15 protein-coding genes are annotated in these 18,157 nt (G+C 62.7%); 4 read left to right on the top strand and 11 right to left on the bottom strand.

Translation table 11 applies throughout. The features are described 5' to 3' along the window. The first annotated feature begins 17 nt into the window (after positions 1–17). A complete protein-coding gene (locus IRI77_RS31645; protein WP_228486422.1) occupies positions 18–1,217 on the top strand; it encodes a class I SAM-dependent RNA methyltransferase in 1,200 nt (399 codons plus the stop codon). A 54-nt stretch (positions 1,218–1,271) separates the two neighbouring features. Here the strand turns inward: IRI77_RS31645 and IRI77_RS31650 are convergent, their stop codons facing one another. The 11 genes from IRI77_RS31650 to IRI77_RS31700 all read right to left on the bottom strand — a co-directional run bounded on the left by IRI77_RS31650 (position 1,272) and on the right by IRI77_RS31700 (position 14,074). Next, positions 1,272–2,168 (bottom strand): hypothetical protein, encoded by an 897-nt coding sequence (locus IRI77_RS31650; RefSeq protein WP_194448944.1) that lies wholly within the window; start codon positions 2,166–2,168, stop codon positions 1,272–1,274. A gap of 21 nt (positions 2,169–2,189) precedes the next feature. Then, positions 2,190–5,180 carry a TonB-dependent receptor gene (locus IRI77_RS31655; RefSeq protein ID WP_194448945.1) on the bottom strand — a complete coding sequence of 997 codons (2,991 nt, stop codon included), beginning with the start codon at positions 5,178–5,180 and terminating at the stop codon, positions 2,190–2,192. A gap of 31 nt (positions 5,181–5,211) precedes the next feature. Beyond that, positions 5,212–6,351, bottom strand: coding sequence for a hypothetical protein (locus IRI77_RS31660; RefSeq protein WP_194448946.1), 1,140 nt, complete (start codon positions 6,349–6,351; stop codon positions 5,212–5,214). A 306-nt stretch (positions 6,352–6,657) separates the two neighbouring features. Next, the gene (locus IRI77_RS31665) at positions 6,658–7,860 is read right to left on the bottom strand and encodes a cytochrome c (RefSeq protein WP_228486423.1); all 1,203 of its coding nucleotides are present in this window, start codon (positions 7,858–7,860) and stop codon (positions 6,658–6,660) included. Beyond that, on the bottom strand, positions 7,857–9,089 hold the full coding sequence (locus tag IRI77_RS31670; RefSeq protein ID WP_194448947.1) for a competence/damage-inducible protein A: 1,233 nt from the start codon (positions 9,087–9,089) through the stop codon (positions 7,857–7,859). Before IRI77_RS31670 ends, IRI77_RS31665 begins: the two co-directional genes overlap by 4 nt. A gap of 15 nt (positions 9,090–9,104) precedes the next feature. Further along, positions 9,105–10,133, bottom strand: coding sequence for an SMP-30/gluconolactonase/LRE family protein (locus tag IRI77_RS31675; protein WP_194448948.1), 1,029 nt, complete (start codon positions 10,131–10,133; stop codon positions 9,105–9,107). A 22-nt stretch (positions 10,134–10,155) separates the two neighbouring features. Beyond that, complete coding sequence (locus IRI77_RS31680) at positions 10,156–10,620, bottom strand: phosphatidylglycerophosphatase A family protein (protein ID WP_194448949.1); 465 nt, start codon at positions 10,618–10,620, stop codon at positions 10,156–10,158. Further along, on the bottom strand, positions 10,613–10,783 hold the full coding sequence (locus tag IRI77_RS31685) for a DNA gyrase inhibitor YacG (RefSeq protein ID WP_194448950.1): 171 nt from the start codon (positions 10,781–10,783) through the stop codon (positions 10,613–10,615). The genes IRI77_RS31680 and IRI77_RS31685 overlap by 8 nt, the downstream gene beginning before the upstream one ends. 133 nt (positions 10,784–10,916) lie before the next feature. After that, positions 10,917–11,510: a sigma-70 family RNA polymerase sigma factor gene (locus IRI77_RS31690; protein WP_194448951.1), complete on the bottom strand. Its 594-nt coding sequence runs from the start codon at positions 11,508–11,510 to the stop codon at positions 10,917–10,919. A 38-nt stretch (positions 11,511–11,548) separates the two neighbouring features. Continuing rightward, positions 11,549–12,958, bottom strand: coding sequence for a 30S ribosomal protein S12 methylthiotransferase RimO (gene rimO / locus IRI77_RS31695; RefSeq protein WP_194448952.1), 1,410 nt, complete (start codon positions 12,956–12,958; stop codon positions 11,549–11,551). A 48-nt stretch (positions 12,959–13,006) separates the two neighbouring features. After that, complete coding sequence (locus IRI77_RS31700) at positions 13,007–14,074, bottom strand: mannonate dehydratase (protein ID WP_194448953.1); 1,068 nt, start codon at positions 14,072–14,074, stop codon at positions 13,007–13,009. Between the two features lie 27 nt (positions 14,075–14,101). Between IRI77_RS31700 and IRI77_RS31705 the strand changes: the two genes are divergently transcribed. The 3 genes from IRI77_RS31705 (at position 14,102) to IRI77_RS31715 (ending at position 18,147) form a co-directional block, all read left to right on the top strand. After that, positions 14,102–14,335 carry a hypothetical protein gene (locus IRI77_RS31705; protein WP_228486424.1) on the top strand — a complete coding sequence of 78 codons (234 nt, stop codon included), beginning with the start codon at positions 14,102–14,104 and terminating at the stop codon, positions 14,333–14,335. A 52-nt stretch (positions 14,336–14,387) separates the two neighbouring features. After that, positions 14,388–14,744: a DUF192 domain-containing protein gene (locus IRI77_RS31710; RefSeq protein WP_194448954.1), complete on the top strand. Its 357-nt coding sequence runs from the start codon at positions 14,388–14,390 to the stop codon at positions 14,742–14,744. 220 nt (positions 14,745–14,964) lie between these two features. Beyond that, the gene (locus IRI77_RS31715) at positions 14,965–18,147 is read left to right on the top strand and encodes a TonB-dependent receptor (protein WP_194448955.1); all 3,183 of its coding nucleotides are present in this window, start codon (positions 14,965–14,967) and stop codon (positions 18,145–18,147) included. The last annotated feature ends 10 nt before the right edge of the window (positions 18,148–18,157 follow it).

Below are 18,157 nucleotides of genomic sequence, written 5' to 3' on the forward strand. Positions count from 1 at the left end.
TATCGTAAGGGATGCGCATGGCTGAAGTGAAGATCGAGAAGTGGGTTTACGGCGGCTCGGGCCTCGGCCGCACAGACGGCCAAGTCACGCTTGTGCCGTTCGTGATGCCCGGCGAGCAAGTGCGCGTCGAGCCTGTCAAGCAAAAGACGGGCATGGTGGAAGGTCGCGCGGTTGAGTGGTTGGAACGCAGCGAGGCCCGGATTGAGCCCGCTTGCCCCTATTTTCAAAAATGCGGCGGGTGCCACTACCAGATGGCGCCCTATGACATGCAGGTCGCCCAGAAGGCGGAGATCCTGCGCGAAGTCCTGCGCCGCGTGGGCAAGATCGAGGCTCCCGAGAAGATCGAGACCATCAGTGCCGAGCCGTGGGGTTATCGCAATCGCAGCCAGTTCCACTTTGGCCCCCAACACTCGTTGGGGTTCAAGGCCTCCGGCAGCGATCGCGTCGTCGACGTGGACAAATGTCCCATCTCGGCTCCGCTGATCAACGATGCACTGAAGAAGCTGCGCGGCCTGCGCCGTGACAAGCACTTCCCCCGCTTTCTCAAGGAGATAGAGCTGTTCACCAATGGGGAACAAACCATGGTGAACGTGCTGTCGACGGAAGGCAGCCGCGGCGTCGCCAAGGGCTTCTTCGACTGGCTGGGCCTGCAGATTCCCGGCGCTTCAGAAGGCGCCTTGGAGTATGCGGCGGCCGGTGAGAAGTTCCGTGTCAGCCACAAGTCGTTCTTCCAGGTAAACCGCTTCCTGGCCGATGAAATGGTGAAGTGCGCGCTGGAAGGCGCAGAAGGCAAGACCGCGCTCGACCTCTATGCCGGCGTGGGTTTGTTCACCCTGCCTTTGGCCCGCCGGTTCGAGAAAGTCACCGGTGTCGAGAGCGACGGCTCGGCCGTGCGCGACCTCGAGTTCAACGCGGAACGCAGCGGCGTTAAGGCCAAGGCCCTCCGCCTGCAATCCGAGCAGTACCTGGAGAATCTGACGGCCACGCCCGACTTCGTCCTCGCCGACCCGCCCCGCAGCGGCCTGGGCAAGGCGGTCGTCAAGCACCTCGTGCGCCTGCTGCCCCCGCGCATCAGCCTTGTCTCGTGTGATCCAGCCACGCTGGCCCGCGACGCCGCCGTCCTGGTGGGCGCCGGCTACCGTTTCGAGAAGATGACCATGATCGATCTCTTCCCCCAGACCTATCACATTGAAACCATTGTCCTAATGGTTCGCTAGATAGTCCGGAATCCTGCGGCCGCCCGGGCTTCGGCTCAGGCGGCCGCATCGTTTCTAGAGCTCCAGTTTCCCGCCGACGAGCATCTCGGACAGTTTGAACTTCCGCTTCACTAGCATGGGGCCGACACTGGTGACAAACTCGACTTCCTTGTCGTCCAGGCTGATGGGATCTTCCTTGGAGAATAGGAAGTAAATGACCCGCGGACCATCCCCGGTGGGCATCAGCACATCTACCGGATGCAGCGGTTCGCGTCCCTTGCGGTTGAGTTGCGTTTGAGCTTTGAGCCGCGCCTTCATCTGCTCGGGATCGGGTCCGCGCCGTTGGCCGCCTTCCTGGCCGGCCTGCGGGGCGCCCGCCTGAAACTGCTGCTGCTCCATGCCCGGCCGGCGGCCTCCTCGCATGCCTCCGCCCATCATCGGCAAACCCTCCACGGCAATTACATAGTTCTTGCTCGGCTCCGCTAAAGTGGCCTTGGCCGTCTTCGCCTGGTCGGGCTCGGAGGTGGATTTGAGTTGGACCATCGCCTGGCGCACGGGCAGGGAACTCTGCCAGCGGACGACCGCTGACATGGCGGTGGGCGAGCCGCCCATACCGCCGCCGGGGCCGCCCATGCCGCCGCCGCCGGGTCCGCCCATTCCGCCCCCGCCACCCATTCCTCCTCCACCACCCATGCCGCCACCCCCGCCTCCGGGGCCGCCCATGCCCCCGCCTCCGGGTCCACCCATACCGCCACCACCGCTGGGCCGGCCCATGCCGCCCTCGCCGGTGTCGCCGACGCCGCCACCGAAGGTGACGTTGGCGTTCCGGGCCCATGGGGAATCCGTCAGCACCCGCCGGGCCTCTTTCTCCGTCCACTCGGTGTACGGTTTCTTCTCCCAAAAGTCGGCCGCAAACAGCAGGGCGGCCCCCGTGAGGAGGCCGCCGGTCACTGCTACGATTTTCAATCGCATGGTAATACCCTCGAACAGCGTTTAGAACGAAAGTCGCAACTGGAGGTCGATCCGGCGATTCCCGGCGCCGCCACCGCCGCCCATTCCACCTGGGCCAAAGCCGCCGCCAATGGAGTTGGATTCACCGAACAGCGGGGAGCTCAGGTTGCCGATGGGCGACCCATAGTTTACGTGGTTCAACAGGTTCCGCGCGGAAGCGGAAGCGGTCAGGCTGAACCGTTTGCCGGATGACGAATCGAACATGCCGCCGGGACCGCCAGGGCCGCCGCCACGCATGCCGCCGCCGCCACCGCCGCGCATTCCGCCACCGCCGCCACCCATCGGGCCCATGCCACCGCGCATCGGGCCGTCTCCGCCGGCCTGTGTCGTGGTGCCGGAGGTCCGTTCACCGAAGCCCCAGGTCCGGCTGGCCCGCAGGTTCACCGTGAACTGTGCCGGCCCGCGGCCGTAGTTGCGGGGAATCAGTACGTCGTTTTGGCCCGGTGTCAGGTTGAACACGCCGAAAGCGGTGCTCACGATGTTGGCGCCCGTGGCGCCCGCCGCCGCGAACGACGGACGGTCGTTGAACAGCGTGTCGCCATTGTTGTCGCGGCCGGTTGTGATGTTGAACGGTGAGCCGGAGCTCGCCATGATGAACGGATTGAACGAGATACCCCACTTGGCGCGGATCGAGCCGCCCAGCATCATGCGGTGGCGCACGTCGTAGGCCGCGTTTCCATATTCTGAGGTCAGGTTGTATTGGTTCACAGGGAACGAACCCACTCCGTCCGTATCGCTCTTCGCCTGGCCCAGGACATAGAAGCCGAACAGGGTGAAGTACCGGTTGAAGCGGGAACTAACATTGATCATCAACTGCTTCTGCGTCAGGAAGCCGGTGGATTCGTATTGGTAGACGTTGCCGATGTTGCCCATCGGGAAAGTGCCGTCGGCCAGCGGCGCGTTGACATTGCGAGTGCGCAGCATGTGCACGCCGCGGGAGTAGATGAAGTTCGTCGAAACCGAAGTGTTCTTCGGCAATTGGCGGTCGACCCCGAAGATCGTCTGGGCGATGTAGGGCGCGCGGATGTCATTCACCAGGGTGCGGCGTGTGGGATCCACCAGATTCGAGGCCAGTGTGGCGGTGTCCGGGATAGCCGGGTAGAAGTCCGGATTCGCGACGATATACTGCTGCTGCGTCGTGCCGTTGAAGCGGAGCGACTGCAGCGTCAGGTTGTCGCCTACACGGTCGTAGAACATGCCAAAGCCGGTGCGGACCACTGTCTTGGTCTGGGCCGGAGTCTTGCCCAATCCATAGGCAATGCTGATGCGCGGGGCCAGGTCCTTGTAATCGCTGATGTTGGACTGCGTTTCGTAGCGCAGGCCGTAGCTCAGGTTCAGGTTCGGCCGCAGGCGCCAGGTATCTTCCGCGAACAGGCCGATGTCGGTTTGCGCCACGTTCGTCAGGGGTGTGCCGCCGGTGAGCGTAAACTGGCTCGCGCCGCCGCCCAAGGCCCGGATTGTGGCCGCGGGCAGTCCCAGTGACTGGAAGTACAGCGTGCGGCGGTAGCGCTCCAGCGAGGTCACCTGCACCATTGTCGGCGACCCGTCGGCGCCGTTCACAATGTTGTTCGAGCTGTCCAGCAGCGGAGCCAGCCCGCCGGCGAAGGTATAGGATCCATTGAAGTTGGAATCCGAGGTGTCACCAATGCGGTCGTAGCGCACACGGCCGCCCAACTTGATCATGTGCGTCCCGTGTGTGATGGACGTGATGTTCTGCCACTCAAAGCGGTTCTCGCGGCTGCCTGAATCCTTAATCAGCGAACCGCCGCTGTTGAACGACTCCAGAACGTTCAACGCCGGCGTGCTGTTGTCGCCCATCATCAGCGAATTGCTGCGGTTGTACTGAAACCGGGTCTCGTTTACGGCATGAGTGCCGAGAATGGCCGTTTCAGTCATCTGCAGGATGTGATCGCTGCTCTCTGAACTGGTGGCGCGCGATGGAAGTGTGAACTGGCCTAACCCCTGATTCTGGTTGTTGTTGCGCGCTTCGCTATATCGCACGACGAGAGTATTGTTCTGGCTCAACTGGTAGTCGATGCGCGGATTGATCGACCAGTGGCGCAGTGGCGTGACCACCGTCTGTTGGAACGGAGTTGCCAGGAAGTTGCTGTCCAGGACGGTGGCCGAGATCACCGCATTCTCGTCGATCTCGCGCCGGTCGACGTCGATGAACCACGAGGCCTTCTTCGAGAGCGGGCCCCCGAGGTTGAAGCCGTAATGGCGCATGTTGTACGGCGCGCGGGTCGTGGCGAACGGATTGCGCGAGTTCAGGTTCTCGTTGCCGAAGTTGAAGAACGCCTGCCCGCGTAGCTTGTCCGTGCCCGGCTTCGTCAGAATCTCAATGCGGCCGAAACCGAGGCGGTCATATTCAGCCGAGAAGGGATTCTGGTTCACCCGGACTTCACGGATGGACGACTTCGGAGGCAGCTTGCCGCCGCTGAACCCATCCACATAAATGTCACCGCCATTCGGGCCGGCCGAGGGACCTGCCAGTGCCTGCAGGTCCGAGGCCAGGTCGTCCGGATCGTCCGAAAGTACGTCCAGATCCTCGCCGCGCAGCACGATGGCGCCGGCCACGCTCGAAGTCTCCACCGAAACCGAGGTGTAGTCCGCCACGGTCACCGACTGCGTCTCTGATGCGATCGCCAGTTGGCTCTTCAACGTGATCGGCTTGCCGCCTTCCAGGTTGAGGTTGCGCACTTCCAGCGGCGTGAAGCCTGTCGCCGCGACCCGCAGCTTGTACTTGCCGGGCGGCAGCGGCTCGAACTCATAGGTACCCAATTCATTGGTGGTGACGGTCTTTGTGTAGCCCTTCCCCCCGGAGAGCGTCACCTGAGCGCCCGGAACGAACGAACCCGACGGATCATCCACTTCCCCCTTGACCACCGTCGTGCTCTGCGCAGCCGCCACCAGGGCGAACACCATCGCGAGCAGGAAGGCTGTAAACACACCACGAGCGTAGTTGTTGTTCATACGGAATTCCTCGAGAAGAAAACGAAACTGATTACTGTCCCGGCATCGACATCTCGGTGCTCCAATTACCGAGTGCCTGGTTCACTTGCGCCGCCGATGCGCGCAACAGAAAATCCACTCCTGCTACCAGCGAGATTGCATTCGGGGCCGCGTTGCCCCCTGCCTTCGCTACGGAGACGATCACTGCATCGCCGGGCTTCACGTCAGCCAGGGTTGACGCCGGCAACCGGTCGAACATCTGACCCAGGTCCGGAGTGCGACCGCCCATGGGTCCGCCTGGTCCGCCTGGTCCGCCTGGTCCGCTTGGTCCGCGGCCGCCGCCCGCCGGCATTCCGCCACCGGGGGCGCCTGGACCGCCGCCGTTCATTCCGCCCGGCCGCATCATCCCGCCGCCACCGCCGCCGAAGTTCGGCATGCGCCGGATGTTGGTTTCAGCCGTCAGGTGGATCACGACCGGCTTCTTGGTCTGTACATCCTTCATCGTCATTTCGCCGCTTTCGGCCTTCACGGAAATGACCTCTCCACCCATCGTGCGAAACGAACCGGAAACAACCTGTTCGGCGGCGATCTTCGAGGCCGCCTCGTCCTTTGTGCCCAACACGCGGATCTGGTCGCCGGCTTCAATGTCGCCAATGGGCGCCACCTGGGCGTCGGCGAACTTGATGGAACCGTTGGCATACCGCCTGAGCACCGCCGTGGCCGGCACGCTGATAGTCCATTCCTTGGCCGAGCCATTGGTGCCTGTGGAGATCAGCAACTCACCGCCCGCCGCGTTCACCGACTTCACGACGCCGCGCACGCCGCGCGCCCGCCATTCAGCCTGTTCCTTCGCATTCTTTTCGGCCAGCGAGCTCTTGCTCATCACGACCAGCGTCGTTACTGTGAGCTTCTCTTCCGCCATCGTGCCGCGCGCGATCACGCGGTCGCCCGCGGTGATGCCCGACAGTTCCATCGGCGCAGCCTTGCTCAAGTCCTTTTCACCAGGTTCGACGCGCATCAGCCGGCAATTGTCGGCGATATGGGCCGCCACTGCCTTGCCGGCATCGGTCTGAATGGTCAGCTCCCTGTCGGAGGCTGTGACCACCTTCACTGCGCCGACGACCCGCTCCTGTTGCTGGGCAACGAGCAGACCGGCAGCGGTCAATACGAGAGTTATAAATCTTCGAATCATTCCAGAAAACCGCTCCCTCACGAGACGGCTATTGATTAAGTCGCGCTTTCCTCGCCCGATGGTTACGACAGGCAGTGATTTGGAAGGTAAAGAAGTGTGAAGTCAGGCCCCCAGGGCAGCCCCTGGCATCCTTCAGTGATCAACGTGATGGTTCCTGCTATGTCTTGTTTGGTCAATAGATTAGAGGTTGAAGTCGACTGGTGGGGGTGATCGGAAGAGAGGCGCGGACTCTGCCCGGTATCCACTTTCGACCTTGTCCAAAGACAGGCAATTTGGGGCTAGTTTTTAATCGAAACAATAAGGCGATTAGCGGACGAAAAAGGCGCTCTTGTCCAGCTTGGGGTCCACTGCTACATCGAAGAAACCAATCATCATCTCTTCCCAGGACTGCTCACCGTAGCTCACTTCCTTCAATGGGTCGGGATTGAACGGATTGGCGGGGGAGTTGTCGAACCAGCCTGTAAACCGCAGGTGGGTGCCCTTGCGCAGCAACCGCGGCTGCTCCAGTACGTAATTCAGTTGCCACTGGAACGAGTAGGGCGCCACTCGCAACAGAGTCTCCGCGTGCCCGCCTTCCGCCGTGATCTCGTACTCAAACGCCTTGCCGCGCAGGTGCATGTGCGGAAACATGCTCAAAAGCAGGGCGTCATTCGGCAGCGTGCCCCCGGCCGAGACTCGATAGTTGGGATCCCCTGGCGGGATATGGAACTCCGCGTTTCCGATCTGTAAGGTCAGTACGCGCTTCGTTGGCGGTTTTGACGTGAACACCATGCCCACGCTGGTCTGGTCCATCTCAGGCGTGCCGTTGGGTGTGTAGTGGAACTGCAGCACCAGTTCCGACCCCGCCGGCAGTCTCTTCGCCATTCCTTCCGGCGCCTGGAATGGGGCTTGCCCTGGCGTGTAGATCGCCAGAATGTCGCTGGTCGTCACACCCTGTGCCCGGAAAGCCTGGTTGCGCGGAGCATCCTTCAGCCACTCCGATCCTGGCTCCCGGATGTAGGCCACTATATGATGCACCGCCGATCGCGCGCCCGGGCGGATCTCCGCCGCTGTCACCCAGTGGTCCTCCATCGTGCGCAAGGGCAGGATGACGAACTGGTAGTCGACGGTACCGCTGGCCGGCACGGCGAAGGGTCGCTGGGCTGCCACGACGAGATCAGGCGAGCGGATATTCCAGCCATTCGTCCAATGCGCCGGCTGTGGCGCTTCCCTGGCCGGGCCGCGAGGTGCACCGGCTTCCGCCCACGCCGAGATCGTCTTAATCTCCTCCGCCGTTAAGGAAGGATTGTTATGGAAGGGGCCGCCGCCGACAGCAAACCATGGCGGCATCTTCTTCAGTTCCACCGCCTGCCGCATCGCTTTGGCCCAGGGACGGGCCTGCTGGTAAGTGAGCAGCGGCATGGGGCCGATCTCGCCGGGCCGGTGGCACGACTGGCACCGGCGCTGCAGGATGGGCTCGACGTCCTGGTGAAACGTCACGCTGGCGAGCAGGAGGAACGCCGCGATCACGACAACTGGAACCGCAGTAGATTCAGTGCCGTTTGCACGGCCATCTTCCGGACGCGATTCCGGCCGCTGAAGAACCGGAACATCTTCGCCTCCACCCCTTTCGGGGAGGCCAGTCCAATCCACACCACGCCGGGGTCGATTCCAGGCGTCTGCGACTCGGGTCCCGCTTCGCCGGTGATCGAAAGCGCATAAGTAGCGCCCGTCCGGTCCCGCGCCGAGTCCGCCATCGCCTTCGCCACGACTTCACTGACCGCGCCATGCTCGTCCAGCGTCTTCTGATCCAGGCCCAGCAGCCGCGCCTTCATCTCCGGGGCATACACCTGAAAGCCGCCCAGGAACCAGGCCGAAGAGCCCGGGACATCCGTGATCCGCGCGCCCAACATGCCGCCCGTGCACGACTCCGCCACAGCGACCGTCGCATCGCGGTCGCGCAGCATATGCCCGACGACGGTCTCCAGGGGGTCTCCATTCTGTGAGTAAACCCGGTTGCCCAACGTCTCCAGGATCTTCGCGCCCAATTCTTCCACCAGCGCCTCCGCTTCGTCGGGCGTGGAACTACGGGCGCGCAAATGGATCTGCACGTCCCCTTCCGCGGCCAGAATCGTCGTCACGGGGTTCAGGTAAGGCTTGTAGACGGGTGCAATCAGCGCATCCAGATCGGACTCGCCCATGCCGGCCACCCGGAAGAAGCGTTTGCGGATGGCCATCTGCGGCAACCGGGCCACCAATTTGGGACGGCAGGTGTCGCCGAACATGGGCACCATCTCGCGCGGAGGTCCCGGCAGCAGCATCAGCATGCCGCCCGGCAGGTCGATCCACAGGCCCGGCGCCGTGCCGTTCGGATTGCTCAGCTTCTCCGCGCCCTCGATCACGAACGCCTGGCGTTTGTTGATGTCCGCCATCTGGCGTCCGGCGCCGGCGAATCGAGCCTTGATCTCGTCGCAGATCTCCTGCGAGAACAGCAGCCTGCGGTGCAGTGCCTGGGCGACAGCCTCGCGCGTGATGTCGTCTTCCGTCGGGCCTAGTCCGCCGGTCAGGATGAGCAGCGGCACCCGCTGGAGGGCCTCCGCAATGGCTGCCGACAACCGGTCGCGGTCATCCCCCAGGATGGACTTTTGGGTGACCTCGACGCCCAGTTCGTTCAATTGAGCAGTGAGCCAGAGCGAGTTTGTGTCCGAGCGCTCGGGGGTGAGCAGTTCACTGCCGACTGCGATGATTTCAGCGTTCATGGAACTCCGAGTGGATTAAGGCAGCGGCCGGCCCTGAATGCCGGCGGGTACGCGGTACAGTGCACCCGTCGTGGTGACCATTAGGTCGCCGCCCGGCGCGAACGCGCAGCCAACGATGTTCGGCCCCGAGACAAACAGTGATGCCTCGCGCTGCGGGGTGATACGGACAATGCCCTTCCGCCCCTCCAGCGACCCCGCGACGTACAGATTCTCGTCGATGTCGAAAGCCATGCCCTGCGGGCGGCCCAAACCGCGATAAAACGTCTCGACCTCGCCCGCGGGGGAAATGCGATGCACGGCGTCGAAGCTGGAAGTCGTCGGACCGGTGACGTAGAGATAGCCTTCGGCGCCGAAGGCCAGGTGGTAGGCCGAAATCGAAGCTTCCAGTGTGGCGTAGACGTAGATCTGGCGCGACGGGCTGATCTTGAAAATCGTGCCCGAGCGGTCACCCACATACAGGTTGCCCTTGCCGTCAAAGGCGATACCCGTGGCCACACCCATGCCTTCGACGTAGACACCCATCTCACCGCTGCGGGTGGCCTGATAGACCACGCCATCAAAACGCGACGAGATCAGCAGCCGGCCCTCCTCGTCAAAAGCCAGGCCGGTGGCATTCATCAGGTCTGTGAGGAACGGAGTGATCACGCCCTCGGTATCCACCCGGTACACGGCCACTGGCGTCTTCTGGCCCCGCGAGCCGCTGAAGGTGACATAGACGTTTCCGTCCTGGTCCACCGCCGGGTTGGCTACCGGATGCAGGCTGTCGGCCAGTTGTTTCCCAATCGCCACACTCGCTGGCGCGCTGTCCAACTCACCATTGCTGACGATCACTTCGCCGCGGCCCGCGGCTTCGGGTACCCGCGCAATCACAAGTGAGTTCGATCCCACGATCAGCGGAGCGGCAACCCCGCCAATGGCCACGGAAGGACGCGGCGCGGCCAGGAACGACCTGCCGCGGATTTGAAAGTCACCGCCGGCAATCGCTGCCTGGGGCGTGACCGACTCGATGATAGGACGCTCAATGGCGCTGTTCTTGAATGACATCCGGGACGAATTTAGCTTCCATCTAGAATTGAACCACGAATCGAAGCACCACAAGCACTGCCGCTCCGTAGACTCCGGCGGCCAGGTCATCCGCTACGATCCCGGTGCCCGCCGGCAGCGACTCCAGTTTGCGCACCGGCCATGGTTTGGTAATGTCGAACAACCGGAACAGCAGCAGGGCCGCCGCAACATGGGCCAAGTCCAGGGTGGACGCTCCGGCCAGGGTAATCCACTGCCCCAGGACCTCGTCCACCACCACGATCTGCGGGTCCTTCAGTTGCCGGATCTCCGCTGTCCGTGTAGACGCCCAGATGCCCAGCGGTGTCAGCGCCACGGCGAGAAGCGCGAAGTGCCAGGGCTGCACGGGCAGCCAGGCAATCAGCGGCCAGGCCACCAGCAGCGCCCCAATCGAACCCGCCGTGCCCGGACCCTTCGGCCAGAATCCACAGCCAAACCACGTGGCGATGGCCAGCGCCACCTTATTCATCTTCTTCGTCTTCTGGCTTCTGCGTGCTCTCCGCCGACGGACCAGGAATCCTGTACTCTTCGGCCGACCACATGCCCAGGTCAATCAACCGGCAGCGCTCGCTGCAGAAGGGCATCTCCGGGTCGCCCAGCTTCACTTCTTTCTTGCAGATTGGACACTTCATAAAAGATAGGGAGGGAACCGCAGCTCCCGGTAGGGCGGACCGCTGCCCCCGACTCTTCTCGAGACCCGAGACCACCCTTCGCCGACTGTCTAAACTACCCTCCAGCAACCCATCAGTATAAGGCAAACGCCGGCTAAGCCTGCCGCTGCCGCCCGTTCAGTTCGTGCTGCAGCCAGGCCTCAGCAAACCGCAAGTCCCGGCTGACCGTATTGATCGAAATATCCAGCTCCGCCGCGGTCTCTTCCATGCTCAAGCCGCCGAAATAGCGCAACTCCACCACCTGCGTCTTTCTCTCGTCCAAACGGCCCAGCGCGTCCAGGGCATCGTTTAGGGCCACGAACTGCTCAGCATTCTCCAGTGAGTAATTGGCCGCCTCCGTCAAAGGAACCGGCTTGAGCCCCTGGCCCCGCTTGGCCGTCAGGTGCCGGCGGGCGTGTTCCACCAGAACCTGCCGCATCAGCCGAGCGGCGATGCAGTAGAAGTGGCGCCGGTTCTCCCAATCCGGATGGTTGGCGCCGGCCAGACGCATCCAGGCTTCGTTCACCAGGGCGGTGGGCTGCAGCGTATGCCCGGCCCGCTCACGCCGCATGTAGCCGCCCGCAATTTGCTTCAGTTCGTTGTAGATCTGCGGCAGCAGCGCGTCCTGTGCTCCGGGCACGCCGGCCCGCCAGGCCTGCAGCCGTTGGGTGATTTCGCCGGGATCCGGGTCGCGCTCAGGACCCTGCATGTTTCCTCAGATGATCGCACAGCCGCGGCAGTGCGCTCTTATTGGTGCTGATGCTGATGGCCCGCGTTGGTGGAAATGATGGGGAACGGATTCAATACGGGTGCCGGCTCGTTCGGCGGCTCGTCGATCAGGTCGCCCACCAGGTCGTAATCGTGAGCCTGTGTGACCCGCATCATCCGGAATTGACCCGGCCGCGGCTCCACATCGCCCACATCGCTCAGGTAGCAAACCCCGTCGATATCCGGCGCCTGATTCGCCAGCCGCGCCTGCCACAGCAGTTCGCTCTCTTCTGACCGGCCTTCAATCAGCACCGGCAGTTCCTGGCCCACCAGGCCGCGGTTGAGCTTCCGTGAGATCTTGCGCTGCAGCGACATCAGCTTGCGCTTGCGGTTATAGATCGAGCGCGCGTCCACCTTGCCGTCCAGGTGGTAGCTCTTGCTGGTCTCTTCATCGGAGTAGGTAAAGACGCCCAGCCGGTCGAACCGCGCCTCTTCCACAAACTGGCACAGCTCCTCGAAGTCCTTCTCCGTTTCACCCGGAAAGCCGACGATCATCGAGGTCCGGATCGACACGCCGGGAATCCGCTTGCGGATCTTCTCGAGCGTCTTGAGGAAGATCTCACCGGAAGCCCCGCGCTTCATATTCTTCAGGACGCCGGGCGCCGCGTGCTGCAGCGGCATGTCGATGTACTTCACCAGCGACTCGTGCTCCGCAATCGTATCCAGCAGCTTGTTGGTGATGCGGTTCGGGTAGCAATAGAGGAAACGAACCCACTTCTGGTGCGGCGTTTCGATCTCCGCCAGGCGTCCCAGCAGCAACGCCAGGCCGTCCTTGATACCAAGGTCGTCGCCGTAGGCGGTCGTGTCCTGGCCGATCAGGTTGATCTCCCGCACGCCTTGCGCGAACAGCCGCTGCGCCTCGACGATCACCGACTCAAACCGCCGGCTGCGGAACGACCCGCGGAACTGCGGGATCACGCAGAACGTGCACGGATGGTCGCAGCCCTCGTTGATCTTGATATAGGCGTAGTGGCGCGGCGTGGCCAGGATGCGCGGCGTCAGATCGTGGTAGAGGTAGGGCTCGAACGGATTCGCCTGTTTTTCGCCGCCTTCGCACAGCGCAACGATGGCGTCCAGCTCATTGGTGCCCAGCACCGCATCCACGTCAGGAATCTCCTGGCGGATGTCGGAGCCGTAGCGCTCCACCAGGCAGCCCGCCACGATCAGCCGCTTGGCCCTTCCGGTCTTCTTGAACTCGGCCATTTCCAGGATGGTATCCACCGATTCCTGTTTGGCCGGTCCGATAAACGAGCACGTATTCACAACGATGGCGTCGGCGTCCTCGGGCGAGCTGGTGAGCTCGTGGCCGCGGGCGTTCAACTGGCCCATCATGACTTCGGTGTCCACAAGATTCTTGGGACAACCCAGGCTGACAAATCCGATTTTCAAGGGTGTTTCCAGAGAAGAACTGGCGTGAACTTCCAGTTTATCACGCGCTCACTCGGCTTCCACCATCCGCATGACGCCTTTGATGTAGCCCATGGCGAAGGCCATTCCGGCGTGCCAGGGCGCCGCGCAGTTCATCTGCGGCGTGTGATCGGCAATGATCACCCCGTCGAAGCCGTTCTTTTTGTAGATCCGCAGGCATCGAGCGACGTCCACATCCCCTTCATCGATAAAGACTTCGTGGTACTTCGGCACCTTGCCGCGCACGTTGCGCATGTGGACGTAGGCGATCTTGCCCTGGGCGCTGTACTGGTCGATGGCCTCGTAGAGATCCCCGTCCGTCATCTCGGCAATCGTCCCCTGGCAGAATTCCAGCGCGTTGTTATAGCTCGGCACGATATCCAGGAGCTTCTGGTAAAGCTGAGGCTGGTTCACCAGCCGTGCCGTACCCCGGATCGACGGCATCGGCGGGTCGTCCGGATGCGCGGCCAGGCGTACGCCTGCTTCCTCGGCTACCGGCACTACCGCCCTGAGGAAGTCTTCCAACCGTCCCCAAAGCTGCTCCGTGGTGACCGTCCCCACAGTACCCGGAGCCGCGTCCGGATCATAGATCATGTTCCAGACTTGGCCGTTCGGGATGGGTCGTTCCGCCGGACCGTCCGGCCCCAGGAAGCCCACCGACGGCGCTCCGCCGCGCGCGTAGGGACCTTCCACATGGCCCCACACTCCAGCAATGCTGAAGTTGTAGCCCATCACCGGAATGCCGGCCTTGCCCATGTTGCGGATGATTGTCTTGATGTCTTCGAGTTGCTGCGGCTTCTTCGGACCGTCGAGCAGAATGTCATACCAGTGCGACGGGTCGAAGTTCTCGATCGCCGCCAGTTCCAGCCCCTCGGCGTTGACCGACCGCTTCAGTTCGGATAATTCCTCATACGTCCACAACTTACCGCGATTGTCGCTGACGCCCCAGCACGTGTCGCTGTCGGTTTCCGGGATCCTCGGACCCTGGCTGAAATAGTCCACCCAGTGCGCCACAATGTGCGTCGCCCCAGCCTGTTTCGCGAACCGGAAATTGTCCGCGGTGAGCATGTGCCGATAGAGCCCGAGTCCGAGTTTCATAACCGTTCCTTAGTGTATAGCCGCCTCGTGCCACACTGGCAAGCAGGCATGGGGCTGCGCGACACCTTCAAAACACCACCCACGGGGCTGTGCGAGAGCTGTGCCTGGGTACGGCGAATTGAGAACGACCGCGGCAGCGTCTTCCTGCTTTGCCGCCGCGCCCTGACCGACTCCGGCTATCCCAAGTACCCGCGTCTCCCCGTCCTCCGCTGTCCGGGCCATGAACCGGCCCCTTCTCCCGCCGCCCCTACAGAGAAGTGAAGGAAGCGTCGATTAGGTCATTGTTATCCGGCAGTTCCCGACAGCAGCCAACATGAAGATCCGAGTCCACAACCGAACCAAAGACACGCTGGTGGCCGACGCCGCCGACGTGGCCAACACGAGCGAAACCCGGAAGGAAGGGCTCCTGAAGCGGACGGGCCTCACCCCCGGCGAAGGTCTCTGGATCACACCCTGCGAGGCGGTTCACTGTTTCTTCATGAAGTTCACCATCGACATCGTCTTCCTGAACAAGGCGAAGCAGGTGGTGAAGGTGAGTCCCTCCGTCAAGCCCTGGCGCGTTGCCGGCTCCCTCCGCGCCCATTCAGTGCTGGAATTGCCCGAAGGCCAGATCCAGGCTACGGGTACGGCCAGGGGCGATCAGCTGGAGTTCGAGAAACTGCCGGCCTGATCCCTACCCGTTCCCCGCTTCGCCAGTCACCCCCAGATCGCCGACCCCTCGCGCCCCGCCACACCTCCTCCCGCTGATCGCCCATCTTCTGATGTGTTTCCGCCTCATTTGAGAAATATTTCTTGATCACGAGAAATTTCTATGGCTCAATGAGAATCACACATTGCTGGAACCGATAGTCTCCGCATTACCAATACATCGTGGGAAGGAAAGGGAACGTATGACTCGACTCCTTGTTTGCGTGCTTCTGTTTGGCCTATTACAGGCGGCTGAGCCGACCGGCACCTTGGCGGGCACAATTCTGGATCCCGCCGGAGCGGTGGTCCCGGCGGCAAAAGTATCCGTCGTTAACACCCAGACCGGCCTGAAGCGCGAGATGCCTAGCAGCACCGACGGGAGTTTTGTGTTCCCGCTGCTTCCGGTCGGTGGCTACAAGTTATCCGTGGAGGCCGGCGGCTTCGGCCGCTACGAGCAGACTGGCATTCAACTGGGGGCGGACCAATCGGCCACGCTGTCCATTCGCCTGCAACTCGGCACGACCAGCCAATCAGTGGAAGTATCAGCGGCGGCGGCCATGGTGGAGACCCGGTCCGGCGCGCTGAGCCAGGTGGTCAACCAGCAGAAGATTACCGAACTGCCGCTGGATGGCCGCAATGCCGCGTCGCTGGTCCTGCTGGCGCCCGGCGCGGTCGATCTTCGTGCGGGAAACTCGCGTGGCAGCGGCGATACCCTGCAGACGATTTCGTCACCTTCGGCGGTCTCCATTTCCGCAAACGGCGGGCGCGCCGATACGGCCAACTACAGCCTGGACGGCGGCAGCAACCAGGACACCTACACCAACGTCAACAATCCCTTCCCGAATCCGGACGCCGTGGAAGAGTTCAGCGTCCAGACGAACAGCTTCAGCGCGGAGTATGGACGCGGCTCCGGTGCGATCGTCAACGTGGTGACGAAGTCGGGCACGAACCAGTTCCACGGCAGCCTCTTCGAATTCCTGCGCAACGGAGATATGAACGCGCGCAACTTCTTTGCCAGCGAACACGACCTGCTGAAGCGCAATCAGTTCGGCGGGAGCGTGGGCGGACCGATTATCCGCAACAAGCTCTTCTTCTTCGGGACCTACCAGGGGACTCAGCTGCGGGACGTCCAGTCCGGTCTCTCCGCCACGGTCTACACGGCCGCGCAGCGCCAGGGCGACTTCTCCTCCCTCAGCCGCCAGATTGTCGACCCTGTGACCAAAGTGCCCTTCGCGGGCAACCGGATTCCTGTCAGCCGGTTCGATCCGGCCGGCGCGAGTCTGCTAACGCACCTCCCCGTCGCCAGCTCCGCGGATGGCCTGGTCTACTTCCAGCGGCCGGACAACGAACACGAGAACCAGTTCATGGGGCGTGTCGACTACCTCGTCGGCAGCCACCGGCTGTATGCCCGCTACTTCGATAACACTTACAAGAAGGATGCGGTTTCCGACGGCGCCTATCTCCTGACGTCGGGCCGCGGTGTGGACCTTCCGACGAAGACCACCTCATTCAACGACACGATGTCCCTGGGCCCGACGCTCCTGAACAGCTTCATTGCGTCCTACACCAGGAACTCCTCGGCTGTGCTCAGCGGAGCCCCCTTCGACTATTCGGCCCTCGGCATCAAGAACGTCGCCACCACGAATCCGGCGGAACTGGTCATCGCCGTTTCCGGCTACTTCAGCATCAATACCGGGCATCCGGGCACCTTCGCACGCGATACCTTCCAATTGGCCGACAGTCTCCACTGGATCAAGGGCAAACACGAGATTGCCGTGGGCGGCGACTATCTGCGGTCGCGTTTCGACGGCACCAATACTTACCGCCAGAACGGGCAGTACCGGTTCCGCGGTACGAGCTATTCGGGCAATCCGTTGACGGATACGCTGCTCGGGTTCGCCGACCGTTTCATTCAGGGCGGAGGCGAGTACCAGACACGGCGCGGCAACATGGCGAGCCTGTTCATTCAGGACAACTACCGGGTACGGCGGGATCTGACCCTGAGCTTCGGCCTGCGTTGGGATCCGTTCTATCCGTTCACTGAGAAGGACGGAAAGGTGGAGTGCTTCGCGCCTGGATCGAAGTCGAGCCGCTTCGTAAACGCGCCGTCCGGCTACCTGTACGCCGGTGATGCCGGATGTCCGCAGGGGGGCTTCGATTCGCGCACGGCGCAGTTCGCTCCGCGAGTGGGGCTGTCCTACAACCCCGATGGCGGCAAGACCGTGATTCGCGCCGGGGCCGGCCTCTTCTACCAGCCCCCGTTCCTGGAAGCCTTCAACAACATGTCGGACAGCGCTCCGTTCAGTCCGCAGGTTCAGCTGTTCCGGGTTCCGTTCTCCAATCCCTACGCCTCGGCCACCAATCCCTTCCCGGCCCAGTTCGCGCCCACCGTGCCGGGGGCGAACGTAGCCTTCGATCTGCCGATGAGCCTGGCGGTATCCTACTCCCGCGACTGGCGCCCCTCCCGCGTGCTGAACTGGAACTTCACCGTGGAGCGGCAACTCACCACCGACCTGCTGGCGCGGATCTCCTATGTCGGATCCAAGGGCACGCACCTGAACTACAACACCGACATCAACGCTCCGCTGCCCAGCCCGACCGCGACGGCCGACAACGAGGACGACCGGCGGCCCTACTCGCAGTTCCTGCAGTTTACGCAGAACATCGCCGGCGCCAACTCCAGCTTCAACGCGCTGCAGCTCTCGTTGGAAAAGCGGTTCTCGCGCGGCTTCACGCTGAGCGCCAATTACACCTGGGGCAAGAGCATGGATCCCATGTCCTATGCCACGGATCTCGACGGCATCAATGTGATCAATCCTTACAACGTGAATGCTTACCGGGCCGTCTCCGACTACAACGTGCCCCACCGCTTTGTGCTGAATTCACTGTGGCAACTGCCTTCACCGTCCGGCGGCGTGGCTAAACTCGTTCTGGGCAATTGGCAGGCGTCGGGCATCTTCAGCTGGCAAAGCGGGTTCCCGCTCAACTTCTCGACGGCCAACGACACCTCGTTCAGCCTGCCGACCGTGGGTGACGATCAGGCGCAGTTGTCGTGCAGCCCGCAATACACCGGCGGATCGCGCGGCGACCGCATTGCGAGCTGGTTCCAGACAAAGTGTTTCGGCATCCCACAGGACAACTCGTTCGGGAACGCCGGACGCAACATCATGATCGGGCCGGGCACTGTGAACCTGGACTTCGGCGCGCACAAATCGTTCCGCATCACCGAGAAGAGCCAGCTGCAGTTCCGTGCTGAGTTCTTCAACCTCTTCAACCATCCGTTGTTGGAAAACCCGGATACCACCGTCGGGGACACCAACTTCGGCCGCATCCTGGGCGCCCGGTCGCCGAGGACCGCCCAACTGGCCCTGCGCTTCAACTTCTAAGGGGCATGGG

Origin of the sequence: Paludibaculum fermentans, from assembly GCF_015277775.1 — a bacterium.
GTDB classification, from domain to species: Bacteria; Acidobacteriota; Terriglobia; order Bryobacterales; family Bryobacteraceae; genus Paludibaculum; species Paludibaculum fermentans.

What these genes read in the sequence shown, in the direction of transcription:
- IRI77_RS31645 (WP_228486422.1), top strand. Translation starts at nt 18, where the DNA reads ATGGCTGAAGTGAAGATCGAGAAGTGGGTTTACGGCGGCTCGGGCCTC.
- IRI77_RS31650 (WP_194448944.1), bottom strand. Translation starts at nt 2,168, where the DNA reads ATGCGATTGAAAATCGTAGCAGTGACCGGCGGCCTCCTCACGGGGGCC.
- IRI77_RS31655 (WP_194448945.1), bottom strand. Translation starts at nt 5,180, where the DNA reads ATGAACAACAACTACGCTCGTGGTGTGTTTACAGCCTTCCTGCTCGCG.
- IRI77_RS31660 (WP_194448946.1), bottom strand. Translation starts at nt 6,351, where the DNA reads ATGATTCGAAGATTTATAACTCTCGTATTGACCGCTGCCGGTCTGCTC.
- IRI77_RS31670 (WP_194448947.1), bottom strand. Translation starts at nt 9,089, where the DNA reads ATGAACGCTGAAATCATCGCAGTCGGCAGTGAACTGCTCACCCCCGAG.
- IRI77_RS31675 (WP_194448948.1), bottom strand. Translation starts at nt 10,133, where the DNA reads ATGTCATTCAAGAACAGCGCCATTGAGCGTCCTATCATCGAGTCGGTC.
- IRI77_RS31680 (WP_194448949.1), bottom strand. Translation starts at nt 10,620, where the DNA reads ATGAATAAGGTGGCGCTGGCCATCGCCACGTGGTTTGGCTGTGGATTC.
- IRI77_RS31685 (WP_194448950.1), bottom strand. Translation starts at nt 10,783, where the DNA reads ATGAAGTGTCCAATCTGCAAGAAAGAAGTGAAGCTGGGCGACCCGGAG.
- IRI77_RS31690 (WP_194448951.1), bottom strand. Translation starts at nt 11,510, where the DNA reads ATGCAGGGTCCTGAGCGCGACCCGGATCCCGGCGAAATCACCCAACGG.
- IRI77_RS31700 (WP_194448953.1), bottom strand. Translation starts at nt 14,074, where the DNA reads ATGAAACTCGGACTCGGGCTCTATCGGCACATGCTCACCGCGGACAAT.
- IRI77_RS31710 (WP_194448954.1), top strand. Translation starts at nt 14,388, where the DNA reads ATGAAGATCCGAGTCCACAACCGAACCAAAGACACGCTGGTGGCCGAC.
- IRI77_RS31715 (WP_194448955.1), top strand. Translation starts at nt 14,965, where the DNA reads ATGACTCGACTCCTTGTTTGCGTGCTTCTGTTTGGCCTATTACAGGCG.